Here is a 13,968-nt window from a genome sequence, read left to right on the forward strand (position 1 = left end):
ATTGCGCCGAATCTGTTCACTGCCGCAGGCGGCGCAATAGTGTTGCGTATAAACCATAACCCCCAATACGCATTTCACCTTATATCAGACCACCGCCAAGCAGGTTGTACCATATGCTTTAGCTTGCGCAGTCATTTGCTACCGAAAAAGCCCTGACATCTCAAATCTCGATTTCCCCGCATATTTACCGCCACTCCTTTATGTTCAGGCTCATGTCCCACACGTACGCTGGTATTTGCCGCGCTTTTGGATTGGTTTTAATGGTTGTTGGGCTGGGCGCCTGCACGGTGTATGCCCCCATGCAGCCCACCATGCCGCTGCTCGACGCCAAGGGACAGGCCGAATTTTCGGGCAGCTTGCAGCCCAATGGCCGGGTGGAGGCTACGGCGGCCTATTCCCCGGCGGCGCACCTGCTGCTCACGGCGGGCGGCACGGTGCGCCCCAAACTCGAAAAGGTGAATTTTTTGGTAACCCGGCAGTACGAGTTGGGCGTGGGCGGCTATCTGCCTTTGGGCACGGCGTGGCAGCTAAATGGCATCGGGGGCTACGGGCAGGCGTTCAGCCACCGCAGTTTCCTGGAAGATGGTTTTTTCATAGCATCCAGCCGGCGGGAATACCGGGCGCGTTACCACAAGTACTTTGCCCAGGCCGGCATTGCCCACGTGGACGATTGGAACAACTTCGGCTTCACGTACCGACTCACGCAAGTACGTTTTTCCTCGCTGACCGATGCGGAACTGGGCAAGTTGCCCCTCACGAACATGCTGCGACACGAAGCAATGTTCTTCTGGCGGCGCCCTTTCCCGCGCGGCTATAACTGGGAAACCCTGGCCACTGTGGGCCTGTCAATAGGGCCGCGCCTGGAGCCAAACGATTTTCAGAATCCCTACGGCCCCACTGAACGCGCGGCCAACCATACCCTGCGAAGCGTGCTGTTTACGAGTTTGGGGCTGGTGTACCACCCGGCCTGGGGTGGCCGGTAGCGCTGGGACCAAGGGCGCGGGCCCCCATGGCGGGGTGGCAAAAAGCACAGCGGCGGGCGTCGAAGCAGGGTTTTGATGCGTACTTCGTACCCGATGAACCGAAATAAAGGACTGAGGCTGCTTGTTACTGCTCTGTGTGGGTGCCTGGCGGCCTGCGCCGTACAAAACCCCTACGCTACCACCAACAAGTCTTACAAACAGCAGGTGAAAGCCTACGCGGAGGCCCTGCGCGCCACGCCCGTGCCCACGCCAGGGGCCGATAGCCTCCTGATGGGCAAATACTGGGTGGGCACCACCAACTTCAACCTGCGCAAGCCCAACATGGTGGTCATTCACCACACGGCGCAGGACTCTACGGGCCAGACGCTGAGGACGTTCACGCTGCCCCGCACGCAGGTGAGCGCCCACTACGTGATTGGGCGCGATGGCCGGGTGTACCACATGCTGAACGACTACCTGCGGGCCTGGCACGGCGGCGTGGCCCGGTGGGGCAACGATACCGACATCAACTCCTCGTCCATCGGTATTGAGCTGGATAACAACGGCCTCCAGCCTTTTGCCGAACCCCAGCTAGCCAGCCTGCTGAAAGTGCTGGCGGGCCTGAAAAAGACCTACAACATTCCCACCGCCAACTTCATCGGCCATTCCGATATTGCGCCCAGCCGCAAGACCGACCCCAGCGTGCTGTTTCCCTGGAAGCGGCTGGCCGACAGCGGATTCGGCCTATGGTACGACGCCGGCCCCCTGCCGAGCCCGGACCCCACGCCTCCCCTACCACTGGATAGCCTCATCGCTCTAACGGGTGTTCAGGCTGTATCGGGCACGGCGCTGGCGCCGGTGAACACGGCCGTCATCGACGCGCAATTAGCGGCGATAAACGCTCCTGTTTCCACTTTCAAGCCCCAGGAAGCGCTGCGTATTATTGGGTACGACACCCGGAATCTGCCCGCCGCGATTCAGGCGTTCAAGCTGCATTTTATTCAACAGAACGTGAATGCGCCGCTGACCGACGCCGACAGGCGCATCCTGTACAATCTTTACAAGAAGTACCTGTAGGGATTGTCGCTTGCTGGCAGTTGCTATCAGGGGTCGGTGCTGAGCTAGTTATCGCGGCCAAATGGCTTAATTTTGTTTCATGTTAAAAGTATCGCAGCGCGGGCAGGACATGCCGGTTTCGCCCTTCCGTAAGCTAGCTCCTTATGCCGAAGCTGCCCGCCAGCAGGGCAAAATTGTGTACCCGCTCAACATTGGGCAGCCCGACATTGAAACCCCAGCCGCCGCCATGGCCGCCATGCGCACCGCCGACGTGCGCGTGCTGGGCTACAGCCACGGTGCCGGCACCGAGAGCTACCGTCACAAGCTGGCAGCCTACTACCAGCGGGCCAACCTGCCCGTCAAGTTTGAGGACATCATCGTGACCACCGGCGGCAGCGAGGCCATTCTATTTGCCCTGCTCACCTGCCTTAATCCCGGCGACGAAATCATCATTCCCGAGCCTTTCTACGGCACTTACACTGCCTTCGCCATTGCGGCGGGCGTCACCATCGTGCCCGTCACGGCGCGCATCGAAGACGGGTTTGCGCTGCCGCCCCTGGCCGATTTTGAACGCGTAATTACGCCGCGCACGCGGGCCGTGCTCATCTGCAACCCCAGCAACCCCACCGGCTACGTGTACAGCCGCGCCGAGCTGGAAAGCATTCTGGGCTTGTGCCAGGTGCACCAGCTGTACCTGCTGTCGGACGAGGCGTACCGGGAATTTTGCTACGATGCGCCCTACGTGAGCGCCCTGCAGCTGCCGGGCGCCGGGCCCTACGTGGTGGTGCTGGATACCATCTCGAAGCGCTACAGCGCGTGCGGGGCACGCATCGGGGCGCTGGTCACGCTAAACAAAGAGGTGTACACCGCCGCCTTTCGCTTTGCCCAGATGCGGGTGAGCCCGCCCGGCCTGGGCATGCTGCTGGCCGAAGCCGCGGCCGACCTGCCGGAGTCTTATTTCGACGAGAGCAAGGCCGAATACCTCGCCCGGCGCGACCTTACCGTGGCGCGCCTGCAGGCCATGCCGGGTGTGGTGTGCCCGCGGCCCGGCGGTGCGTTCTACGTGCTGGCGCACCTGCCCGTCGACGACAGCGAAACCTTCGGCCAATGGCTGCTGGAAAGCTTTTCCTATGAAAACCAAACCCTGATGCTTTCGCCCGCCAACGGTTTTTACCACACGCCGGGTCTGGGCCGGCAAGAAGTGCGCATCGCCTACGTGCTCAACCGCACCGACCTAGCCGCGGCTCTTACCTGCTTGGAGCACGCGCTGCGCGGATACCCCGGCCGCACCATGCCGCAGTCAGCCGCCGCCCTGGAAATAGCTGCCCCGCTGCCCGTTTAATAACTACCCGTCTTCCTACTTTCCCTCATGACGCCAACCATCACCCCCACTACCGAAGCCCCCACCAAAGACTACCGCGCGCCGCTACGGTTCTGGCACTGGGGCAGCTCCCTGCTGGTCAGCCTGCAGCTCATCACCATCCTGTTTCAAGAGGTGATTGTAGATTCCCGCTCGGCCGTGCCGGAGTTTCAGGAAACCATGGCCAAGGAGAACATTGCCCTGACTGTGAAACAGGCCCGCTCGCTCACCCACATTCTCAGCGAGCGTATCTGGGAGTGGCACATTTATTTTGGCTGGGCGCTGGTGGCCCTGTTTGTGCTGCGCGTGGGGCTGGAGCTGCGCGGCCCTTCCGAGCTGCGCTTTTCGGCGCGGCTGCTGGAAGTGGCCCGACGCTACCGCCTCGCCCCCGCCGCTGATAAAAGTGAGGCCGGCAAGGTGCTCTTTACTAAGGGCACTTACGCCCTGTTCTACTCGTTTCTGACCGTCATGGTCATCACCGGCCTCCTCCTGATTTACAGAAACGACGTGGCCTTCCTGACCAGCATCAAGCACCAGGTTGAAGAAGTTCACAACTTCACGATGTACCTCATTCTCGGCTTCTTTGTGGTGCACGTGGTGGGCGTGGTGTGGGCCGAGCTCACCAAAGACCATGGCCTTATCTCACGCATGGTGGGCGGCGAAGCTCCTAAAAAGTAAGCAGTCGCGCTTATACGATAGAGCCAGAAGCACGTCATGCTGAGCGCAGCCGAAGCATCTCTACTGCTTCATTGAAGGCTGCTGACGAAACGGTAGAGATGCTTCGGCAAGCTCAGCATGACGGGCTTTTTTATCGTGGTTACTTTTGGTTGAGTACCTGACTTGCCAAAATTCATTTGCATAAAAAAAGCGGCTCAATTGAGCCGCTTTTTTTATTGACAGGTGGATATGTCCAGTTTACTGGCCGCCCACGGGCTTTTGCTCCTGCTTTTGCAGGGGACTGGCCGTTTTAGCGGCCTGCTGCATGGGGTTGGTGGGAGCCTGCTGCTGCTGCTGGAACAAGTCGAAGCGCGAGGCGGCGGGCTGGCGGGGGAAGGCGTTGTTGCTCTGGTCGGTGTCGGCCGTCTGCTGGAAGGGGTCGAGCACGAAGCTGATGACGGGCTGCTTGGTCACGAGCACCTTGGTTACTTTCTCGTTGTTTTTGCGCCAGATTTCAGCGGGAATCGTCTGGATTTCCTTCGAGTTGTCGGCGTAGGTGAGCTGGATGATAACGGGCATCACCAGGCCGCCCACGTTGCGCAAACTCAGCTCGTAGAAGTACTGCTGCTGGCCCAGGCGCTGCTGCTGCTCGGGGCTGAGGCCGGCGCGGTAGGCGGCGTAGCGCTGCTGGTCAGCGGCCGTCACGGCCAGCGGGTTGTACTCGTTGTAAAAGTCCTTGAGCTCGGGCTTCTCGTCGATGAGCGTGCTTTTGAGGTCGGTGGCGTTGCGCTGGGCCGAGATGGAGGGCGCGGCGGCGGCCTGCAACTGCTGGAGGCGGGCTTTCTCCACGGCCGGGTCGCCGGTGCTCGGGGTGTAGGATTTCACCGATTCCAGGGCCAGGTCGGTGCGGTCGGTTGTGTAGAACCAGCCGCGCCAGAACCAGTCCAGGTCCACGGCCGAGGCGTCTTCCATGGTGCGGAAGAAGTCGGCCGGGGTGGGGTGCTTGTAGGCCCAGCGTTGGGCGTAAGTCTTGAAGGCGTGGTCGAAGAGCTCGCGACCCATCACCGTCTCGCGCAAGATGTTGAGCGCCGTGGCGGGCTTGCCGTAGGCGTTGTTACCGAACTGCAGGGCCGTCTCCGAATTAGTCATAATCGGCGACTGCAGCGTTTTATCGGTCAGCATGTAGTTGACCATGTTGCGGGGCTCGCCGCGCGACGACGGGTAATCCCGCTGCCACTCCTGTTCGGTGAGGTACTGCATAAACGTGTTCAGGCCTTCGTCCATCCACGACCACTGCCGCTCGTCGGAGTTGATAATCATGGGGAAGAAGTTGTGGCCCACTTCGTGGATAATCACCGAAATCATCCCGTATTTCCGCTGCGCCGAATAGGTGCCGTCCTTCTCGGGGCGGCCGCCGTTGAAGCAAAGCATGGGGTACTCCATGCCGCCCACCGGGCCGTGCACCGAGATGGCCACCGGGTACTCGTAGGGAATGGTAAACTTGGAATACGTCTTGATGGTATGCGCCACCACTTCGGTGGAATACTGGCCCCAGAGCGGGTTGCCCTCCTTGGGGTAGTAACTCATGCACAGCACGGGCTTGCCGCTCTGCTTGATTTCCATGGCATCCCAGATGAACTTGCGCGAGCTGGCCCAGGCGAAGTCCCGCACGTTTTTGGCGGCGTAGACCCAGGTTTTGGTGCCGGTGGCGCGCTTGCCTTCGGCGCTCACGGCCTCGGCCTGGCTCACGATGAGCACGGGTTTCTTGGCGTTCTTGGCCTGCGCGAGGCGCTTCTGCTGGGTGGCGGTCAGGACTTGAGCGGCGTTCTGCAAGGTGCCGGTGGAAGCCACCACGTGGTCGGCGGGCGCGGTGATACTCACCTTGTAGTCGCCGAAGGGCAGCGTGAATTCGCCGTTGCCCAGGAACTGCTTGTGCTGCCAGCCCTGGTTGTCGGAGTATACGGCCATGCGCGGGTAGAACTGCGCAATCTCGTAGAGGTAGTTCTTGTCCTCGGGGAAGTACTCGTAGCCGCTGCGCTGGTTTTCCTTCAGCTGGTCGTTGATGTTGTAGTGCCACTTCACATTGAAGGAGTAGGACTGGCCGGGCCGCAGGGGCGTGGGCAGGTCTACGCGCATCATGGTGTGGTTAATCACCGTTTTGAGGGTCTTGCCGTCGCGGCCAGTCACGCCATCAATCTTGAAGCCACCGTCGAAATCAGCCAGCATGGCTTCCACCGATTGGAACGGCATGCGGTCCTGCAACTGGCTCACCTCGGTGGCCTTGGTCATGGAGTTCTTGTCCAGGATGTTCTGGTCGAGCTGCATCCAGATGTAGGGCAGCACGTCGGGCGAGAGGTTGGTGTAGGTGATGGTCTCGCGGCCCGTGATGGCCTGCTTAGCGTCGTCGAGCGTGACCTGGATATCATAGTCGGCCCGCTGCTGCCAGTAGTCCCGGCCCGGCGCGCCGCTGGCCGTCCGGTACGAATTGGGCGTGGGCAGCACGGTTTCGAGCTGCGCAAATTTGTCGGTGCCCGAGTTGGTATTCTGCGCTAAAGCCGGTTGGGAACCCGCCAAAGCCAGCACCAAGCCGGCAAATAGAAAACGACGCATGGAAAAAATGTAAAGAGAAAAAAGCAGTTGAATCAATAGCTGAGAAAGGCGTCGAAGATACGCCAGGGTTGCGGCAGGTTCGCCAAATACTTATCAGACTGTGGCAAAGCGCGCTGGCCCCGGCGGAAGCAAGACCCGCCGCGTGCGGCTAAAAGAGCCGGCCGGCGAGGATGCAGCCCTCAGGGCCACAGCTGCTGCACCAGCAGCACCGTGGCAATGCCCAGCGCCGCGCCGCTGGTGGTGAGCAGCCAGTCGCGGCGCGCCACGCGAGCGGCCTGCAGCAGCACCAGGCCCAGCAGCAGAATGAGTACCACCACCAGCACCTGCCCCAGTTCCACGCCCACGTTGAAGGCGAACAGCTCCAGCACGGGGCGGCTATTGTTGCCGAGCAACGACTGCAGGTAGTTGGAGAATCCCAGGCCGTGGATGAGGCCGAAAACCAGGGCCAGGGCGTTGGGCGCGGCGGCCAGCACCGGCTCCCGCGGCCGCAGAACCCGGTTGGTGGCGCGCAGGTTGGCCAGCGCCGTGACGATGATGGTAACCGGAATCAGCGCTTCGATAAGCGTGCGGTTGAATGCCACGATGCCCAGTGTGGCCAAAGCCAGCGTGAGCGAATGCCCCACCGTGAAACTGGTAACCAATACCAGCACCCGCCGCCAGTCGGCCAGCACGTAGGGCGCGCACAGCGCCAGCAGAAACGTGAGGTGGTCGGCCGCGCGCGGGGTGCAGATGTGCAGGAACCCGAGTTCGAGGTAAGTCTGAAAAACGGACATTCTACAAATCTACGGACAGCATCAGAAAAACAACCGCCCGGAGCTTGACAGAATCAAGCGGCAAATATGCGGGCTATTGGCAGCCTTTCGACCAAATTATCCATTAGCTATCAGAAAGTTAAGTTGACTCTGCAGCCCTCCATCGGGCTATACTGTGGCATCAGTCTGGCTCTGTCCCGCGGGCAATTGGTGGCCAGTGTTCATCGGCAGTACAGCCGGCGCGGGGCCTGCCAGGCCGAACCGCAGGGACAGGGGGCGTTTGACTACATTCACTTAAATTGATGGAAATAACAGACTTTTCAAATACTACTCCCAGTTCACTAAATTTATTTATACAGCTGTAAAACGCATTTAATTCAATAAGATTTAGCTCAATAAAAGGATTTTACACCTACACTGCTATATTTTGGTAATTGCAGAACGGCCCGCGACCTTCGCCTTGTCAATTACCCAAAGCATCGCTGCATGTTCCGTTTTTCTCTCCTTTTTCTGCTCCTCGCTGGCCCGGCCTCGGCCCAAGATTCCGCGCTGGCTACCGCAGCCCCCGCGCCGCCCGTGCTCACACCAATAGCCAGAACGGCTTCCGACACAGTGAGGGCCATCCACCGCCTGTACGCCAAGCGCCGACGCGTGGGCGACATCCTCACCATAGGGGCCGCTGGGGCCGACCTTGCGCTGGCTGCGGTATCGGCCGCGAACGAGAACAAGGGAACTTCCAGCAGCGGCGGCAGCGGCTACGGCAACCTCTCCGGCAACCGCCCCCTTTTTCAGCTGGGTTTCGGGGGCTTCGCGGCGATTTATGGCATAGTAGCGGCTCCGGTTATGGGCGTGGGCATTCAGCAGCTTATTGCCTACGGGCCGCGCCGCGAAGCCAGAACCATTGAAGCCTATGAAGCCACCCATCGCCTGCCCCGCAAAATTCAGCGCCAGCTGCGCAAGCACCTGGTGAAGGGCGATGCCGCCGCCCTTACCAGGTAGTGCCGGGCTGTAAGCAGCACCGACACCGCTTTGCGGTGAGCGACTTGCCAAGCCGGGGTCTCTGCAGGCAAGAAAAACAAACGGAGCAATGATGAAAAGGTCTTTTGCAAGCTCCGAATAGCATTTGAAAAAAATCGAAATACCTAAACAGCTCAGACAACCATGTTCAAATCATCTACCATGTTCGCTCGGGCTACCTTGCTTAGCGGGCTGCTTTGCGGTATCAGCTACGCATCGGCGGCACAATCGGCTGCTTACACCAAAGCTGATACTGCCCGCGCCGTGCGGGTCATGTTCGACCAGCGCAGGAGTATTGCCAGCGCCCTGACCGCGGTGGGGGGCACTACCCTGGGCGTGAGCGCCGTGGCGGCAATCGGAGGCACAAGTACTGATGATGGCTTCGTCGCTGCTTATCTCTATGGCAGTGCCGTGGTGCTGGCCGGCGTCGGGGTGCCGTTCTTTGTGGTGGGCAGAAAGCGGCACAAGGAAGTGACGGTAGCGCAGGAGGCCGTCACTCTAGCAGCCTACGAGCAGGGCCAGCCGCTACCACCCCTCGTCATTCAACGGCTGAAACGCCGGCACTTCGTTTTGCCGTAACCCTCGCTGCATCACGGCACTATGGTAGGGAGATGGCGGACGCTTCGGCAGCTGAGAATAAACCCGACATGGGTGGCGCAAGTCCTGGCCGGGGGTAGCGCGTTGGGGCACCAGGGAGCAGGATACAGCAATGGCGGTGCTCCTTGGTTACTCGTCGCGCCCCGCAGCTGTTTTGGCAGGCGACTTGTGCAGACTGCGAATAGCAAATAACGGGAGCTAAAATAGCCACGCCCCGGACGCCACCGCACGCGGCCGAAGTAGCGGCAGTGACTTTGGCAACATTACACCAATGCCTAAGTAAGCTCGCGCAGCATCAATTCCACCGTTTGCCGCAGCTTTGGCAAATCATTTTTCAACACGTTCCACACAATCGGGTAGTTGACATCGAAATAGTGATGCACTATTTTGTCGTGCATCCGCGCCATGTTGCGCCACGGCACTTGGCTGTATTTCTCGCGCCAGTCGGCCGGCACGTTTTTCACGGCTTCCCCAATGATGAGCAAGCTGTGTAGCACGGCCCGCGCCGCTTCGGGGTTAGCCACCAAATCGGCCAAATCGGGGAGCGAACGATATCGCTCCAGAAAATCCAGCTCGTCCTGAATGTGACGCAGAAACTCAAGCGGCGAGCGGGACATTGGCAACTTCGCGGAGAATGTGAGGGCCAATATGGCGCGATAAACTATCCGGTGTCAGCACTTCGACTGAGCGCCCCAGCAGCTCTTCCAAAAAATCTACGGCCGCAAAATAGCCATTCAGCGTCAGGGCTTTGTCTTCTAGCTCCGCAAGCAAATCCACGTCGCTGTCGGGCCTGGCCTCGTCGCGCACGAACGAGCCAAACAGCCCCAGCCGCGCCACGCCCAGCGCCCGCAGCTGTTCACGCTGCTGCTGCAGGCGCTCGATAACTTCGGCTTTGGTCTGAACAGGTGGCAGCATGGGCTTTTAGTGTCTCTAAAGAGCCACAAGATAAGGCCCGACCACCTCCTAACTCCTTCGCCGCACGCTTCTCGGAACGAAAGCTATTAGCCATCCGCCCCGCCACCCCAGCGGCCGAAGTCGCAACGGTGCCTTCAGTTGCTACTCCTCTCCCACCCCGCGTCCCGCCGCCGTGGCTGAGGCGGCGGGGCCCGGGGAGTTTCCTCGGTCATGCTGTCGGCGCGAGTTTAGCGAAGCGTAGCCCGTGTACGAACACCGAGCGAAGCTGTGCTTCTCACCAGACCAACTTCCCGCGAAACCACCCTGTGGCGCACTTGCCCATTGCCGAGTGGCGGCGATGGAGGCCCAGCCTCCATCGCTTGGCTGGTCACGAGTTGCGGCGGCGCTTATACTTGCGCCAATTGAGGGCCGCGACGTACCTTTCGCTTTGTCTATCAAACTAGTATGTTTATGTTGCGTATCCTCTGCCTCCTACTGTTCCTTTCCGGTCCACTTTGTGGGCAAACCCTTTCCGATTCTACTCGGATAGTCCAGCTGCCTCCCATCTACACTCCCCCCGCGCGCACTTTGGATGACACCGTTGCAGCACTGCACCGAGTGTTTGCCAACCGACGCGCAGGAGGAATATTAACAACAGCGCTGGGAGGCATAACTTTATTTCTAACCCCTTTGGTGGTTGCTTCCGCCGACGAGCCGTCAGGCAAAAAGCACGGGAACCTTGGTGCTACTGTAGTCGGCATACAACTAGGATTGGCCATCGCAACTCCTATAATAGCCTTTGGAATTTATCAACTGTCGCAAGGCGCCAAGGTTAAAGAGGAGCAAGCAATTCTTCAGTACACGCGAGTACGTACGCTGCCCAGAAAACTTGCAAAGAGGCTACGACCCGAGCATTTTATTCCAATCAATTCCCCTTCCCGCTATCGCTAATGTTCAGGCTTTACTAGTCAGGGCCTTGCGTTAACAGAAAAGCCCCGCTAGCACAACGCTGACAGGGCTTTTTCATTTACAAAACCCAACGAATTACACCGCCGGCATCTCCACGTTCTCAAACTTCACCGCGCCGTCTTCCAGCACGGCTTCTACCACGGCCTCTTTCGACACGCGGCCGGAGAGAATGTCTTTCGACAGCTCGTTTAGAATGACGCGCTGGAGCACGCGCTTCAACGGCCGCGCACCGAACTGCGGGTCGAAGCCGGCTTCGCCCAGGAAATCCAGGACTTCGCTCGTGGCTTCGAGCTGGATGCCGGCTTCGGCCAGGCGCTGCTGGATTTGCCGAAACTGGATGTCCACGATGCGGCGGATTTCTTTGCGCCGCAGGGGCTGGAAGAGCACGATTTCGTCGATGCGGTTCAGGAACTCGGGGCGCATGTGCTCCTTGAGGCGCTCCAGCACCTCGTCGCGGGTGCGGTCCACCACTTCGTCGTGGTTGTACTCGTTCAGCTCCTTGAAATTGCGCTGGATGAGGTCGGCCCCCGTGTTCGAGGTCATGATGATGAGCGTGTTCTTGAAGTTCGCCACCCGGCCTTTGTTGTCGGTGAGGCGGCCATCGTCGAGCACTTGCAGCAGGATGTTAAACACGTCGGGGTGGGCCTTTTCGATTTCATCGAGCAGCACCACCGCGTAGGGCTTGCGGCGCACGGCCTCCGTGAGCTGCCCGCCCTCGTCGTAGCCCACGTAGCCGGGCGGCGCCCCGATGAGGCGCGACACCGAGTGGCGCTCCTGAAACTCGCTCATGTCGATGCGCACCATCGCATTCTCGTCGTTGAACAAATACTCGGCTAACGCCTTGGCCAGCTCGGTTTTGCCCACGCCCGTAGTGCCCAGGAAAATGAACGAGCCGATGGGCCGCTTGGGGTCCTGCAGGCCAGCGCGGGAGCGGCGCACGGCATCCGAAATGGCCGCGATGGCCTCGGCCTGCCCCGCCACGCGCTTGCCCAATTCGGCTTCGAGTTGGAGCAGCTTCTCGCGGTCCGATTGCAGCATTTTGCTCACCGGGATGCCCGTCCACTTGGCCACCACTTCGGCAATGCTTTCGCTGGTCACGACTTCCTGGAGCAGGGTGCCGCCGTCCTTGTTGGCGGCGGCTTCGTCTTGCAGGGCTTTCAGCCGGGCTTCGGCTTCCTGAATCTTGCCGTAGCGCAACTCGGCCACGCGGGCGTAATCGCCCTGACGCTCGGCCTGCTCGGCTTCCAGCTTGAATTGCTCGATGGCAGTCTTCTGGGTTTGAATGCCGGTGAGGACGGCTTTTTCGCTTTCCCAACGGGCTTTGAGGGTGTCGCGCTTGTCGTTCAGCTCGGCCAGCTCCTTGCTCAGGACGGCTTCGCGGTCGCGGTTTTCTTCGCGTCGGATGGCTTCGCGCTCAATTTCGAGCTGCATGATGCGGCGCTGGATTTCGTCCAGCTCCACGGGCATCGAATTCAGCTCGATGCGGAGCTTGGCGGCGGCTTCGTCCATGAGGTCGATGGCCTTGTCGGGCAAAAACCGGTCGGTGATGTAGCGGGCGCTCAGCTCCACGGCGGCAATCACGGCGTCGTCGGTGATGCGCACGCCGTGGTGCAGCTCGTACTTTTCCTTGATGCCGCGCAGGATGCTGATGGCGTCGTCCGGGGTGGGCTCGTCCACCAGCACGGCCTGGAAACGGCGTTCGAGGGCCTTGTCCTTCTCGATGTACTTCTGGTATTCCTTGAGCGTGGTGGCCCCGATGGCGTGCAGCTCGCCCCGCGCCAGGGCGGGCTTGAGCAGGTTGGCGGCGTCCATGGCGCCCTCGCCCCCGCCGCCGGCCCCGATGAGGGTGTGCATCTCGTCGATGAAGAGCACAATCTGCCCGTCCGAGTCGGTCACTTCCTTGATGACGGCCTTGAGGCGCTCCTCAAACTCGCCCTTGTACTTGGCCCCGGCCACGAGCAGGCCCATGTCGAGGCTCATGATGACTTTGTCGCGCAGGTTTTCGGGCACGTCGCCGGCCACGATGCGCTGGGCCAGGCCCTCCACGATGGCGGTTTTGCCCACGCCGGGCTCGCCGAGCAGCACGGGGTTGTTTTTGGTGCGGCGCGAGAGGATTTGCAGCACCCGGCGGATTTCCTCGTCGCGGCCAATCACGGGGTCCATCTTGCCGCGCCGCACCTGCTCGTTGAGGTTCACGGCGTAGCGGTTCAGGCTCTGGTACTGGTCTTCGGCGCTCGGGCTGGTGACTTTGCGCCCGCCGCGCAGCTCCTGAATGGCGGCCTTCAAGTCCTTGTCGTTGAAGCCCGTGTCTTTAAGCAGCGTAGCCACCGCGTCCTTGCCGGCGAGGATGCCCAGCAGCAGGTGCTCGATGGACACGAACTCGTCGCCCATGTCCTTCATGGCGGCGTTGGCGCGCTGCACGGCAGCGGCCGCGTCGTTGGCGAAGTAGGGCGAGCCGCCGCTCACCTTGGGGTAGGCGGCCAGCAGGGCATCGAGCCGCGGCGTGAGAATGTTGAGGTTGGCCCCCAGCTTGTTGGCCAGAAACGAGAAGACGCTCTCGTCGCTCTGGAAGATGCCCTTCAGCAAATGGCCGGTTTCGACGGCCTGCTGCTGGTTTGCGCCGGCAATTTCGGTGGCCTTCTGCACGGCCTCCTGCGCCTTGATGGTGAAGTTTTTAAAGTCCATTTTGCGTTGTCTTCAGTGTAGGTGCTTCGGGTTAGGAAGTCGGTACAAAGGGACTAGCAAACGGGGTGCGAGAGGTGAAAAGCGGACTTTTTGGCGGGAAAAAATAAGTTGTTAATTGTCTTTTTCGACAATTCGACGCGATTTAGTCTTCCTGTGTTATTTGCATGAAGGGCATGGTAAAAATTTCCTCATATGCTTCAAGAAATTCACTCGACTTAACAAACTCTTGGAATAAAGGCCAATCAACATAATCATGGCTTTTAACTGCTTCAGGGTCTTTGGAATTACCTATTTTACGCATTATTCTTACGGCGGTGGTCTAATTTAAGGTGAGATTGTAATTGTCAATGACAATTTTAATGCGGGCGTTATGCATGGGCAAGGATTTGCTAAAGGAGCAGGATTTTCG

The 13,968-nt window shown here is 60.0% G+C and carries 12 protein-coding genes; 7 read left to right on the plus strand and 5 right to left on the minus strand.

Annotated features, from left to right (window positions below; all coding sequences use genetic code 11):
* The first annotated feature begins 212 nt into the window (after positions 1 to 212).
* The 4 genes from BEN47_RS17300 to BEN47_RS17315 all read left to right on the plus strand — a co-directional run bounded on the left by BEN47_RS17300 (position 213) and on the right by BEN47_RS17315 (position 4,056).
* A complete protein-coding gene (locus tag BEN47_RS17300; protein ID WP_125921748.1) occupies positions 213 to 983 on the plus strand; it encodes a hypothetical protein in 771 nt (256 codons plus the stop codon).
* Positions 984 to 1,076: 93 nt separating this feature from the next.
* Positions 1,077 to 2,039 carry an N-acetylmuramoyl-L-alanine amidase gene (locus BEN47_RS17305; protein WP_070730143.1) on the plus strand — a complete coding sequence of 321 codons (963 nt, stop codon included), beginning with the start codon at positions 1,077 to 1,079 and terminating at the stop codon, positions 2,037 to 2,039.
* 79 nt (positions 2,040 to 2,118) lie between these two features.
* Positions 2,119 to 3,360 carry a pyridoxal phosphate-dependent aminotransferase gene (locus BEN47_RS17310; RefSeq protein WP_070730145.1) on the plus strand — a complete coding sequence of 414 codons (1,242 nt, stop codon included), beginning with the start codon at positions 2,119 to 2,121 and terminating at the stop codon, positions 3,358 to 3,360.
* Between the two features lie 27 nt (positions 3,361 to 3,387).
* Complete coding sequence (locus BEN47_RS17315; RefSeq protein WP_070730147.1) at positions 3,388 to 4,056, plus strand: cytochrome b/b6 domain-containing protein; 669 nt, start codon at positions 3,388 to 3,390, stop codon at positions 4,054 to 4,056.
* A 237-nt stretch (positions 4,057 to 4,293) separates the two neighbouring features.
* Here BEN47_RS17315 and BEN47_RS17320 read toward each other — a convergent pair whose 3' ends face one another.
* Positions 4,294 to 6,645, minus strand: a complete 2,352-nt coding sequence (locus BEN47_RS17320; RefSeq protein WP_070730163.1) for a M1 family metallopeptidase — start codon at positions 6,643 to 6,645, stop codon at positions 4,294 to 4,296.
* Positions 6,646 to 6,824: 179 nt separating this feature from the next.
* The gene (locus BEN47_RS17325) at positions 6,825 to 7,418 is read right to left on the minus strand and encodes a HupE/UreJ family protein (protein ID WP_070730150.1); all 594 of its coding nucleotides are present in this window, start codon (positions 7,416 to 7,418) and stop codon (positions 6,825 to 6,827) included.
* Positions 7,419 to 7,883: 465 nt separating this feature from the next.
* On the opposite strand from BEN47_RS17325, the gene BEN47_RS17330 reads away from it, so the two are divergent.
* Entirely contained in the window at positions 7,884 to 8,396 is a 513-nt protein-coding gene (locus tag BEN47_RS17330) for a hypothetical protein (RefSeq protein ID WP_070730152.1), read from the plus strand.
* Positions 8,397 to 8,576: 180 nt separating this feature from the next.
* On the plus strand, positions 8,577 to 8,993 hold the full coding sequence (locus tag BEN47_RS17335) for a hypothetical protein (protein ID WP_125921749.1): 417 nt from the start codon (positions 8,577 to 8,579) through the stop codon (positions 8,991 to 8,993).
* A gap of 293 nt (positions 8,994 to 9,286) precedes the next feature.
* Here the strand turns inward: BEN47_RS17335 and BEN47_RS17340 are convergent, their stop codons facing one another.
* The gene (locus tag BEN47_RS17340) at positions 9,287 to 9,628 is read right to left on the minus strand and encodes a HepT-like ribonuclease domain-containing protein (protein WP_070730157.1); all 342 of its coding nucleotides are present in this window, start codon (positions 9,626 to 9,628) and stop codon (positions 9,287 to 9,289) included.
* Complete coding sequence (locus BEN47_RS17345) at positions 9,609 to 9,926, minus strand: nucleotidyltransferase family protein (RefSeq protein WP_070730159.1); 318 nt, start codon at positions 9,924 to 9,926, stop codon at positions 9,609 to 9,611. The genes BEN47_RS17340 and BEN47_RS17345 overlap by 20 nt, the downstream gene beginning before the upstream one ends.
* A gap of 567 nt (positions 9,927 to 10,493) precedes the next feature.
* Here BEN47_RS17345 and BEN47_RS21570 point away from each other — a divergent pair.
* Positions 10,494 to 10,856 carry a hypothetical protein gene (locus tag BEN47_RS21570; RefSeq protein ID WP_125921751.1) on the plus strand — a complete coding sequence of 121 codons (363 nt, stop codon included), beginning with the start codon at positions 10,494 to 10,496 and terminating at the stop codon, positions 10,854 to 10,856.
* A 93-nt stretch (positions 10,857 to 10,949) separates the two neighbouring features.
* Here the strand turns inward: BEN47_RS21570 and clpB are convergent, their stop codons facing one another.
* Positions 10,950 to 13,559 (minus strand): ATP-dependent chaperone ClpB, encoded by a 2,610-nt coding sequence (clpB, locus tag BEN47_RS17350; RefSeq protein WP_070730161.1) that lies wholly within the window; start codon positions 13,557 to 13,559, stop codon positions 10,950 to 10,952.
* Positions 13,560 to 13,968: the final 409 nt, after the last annotated feature.

Source organism: Hymenobacter lapidarius, from assembly GCF_001816145.1.
Lineage (GTDB): Bacteria > Bacteroidota > Bacteroidia > Cytophagales > Hymenobacteraceae > Hymenobacter > Hymenobacter lapidarius.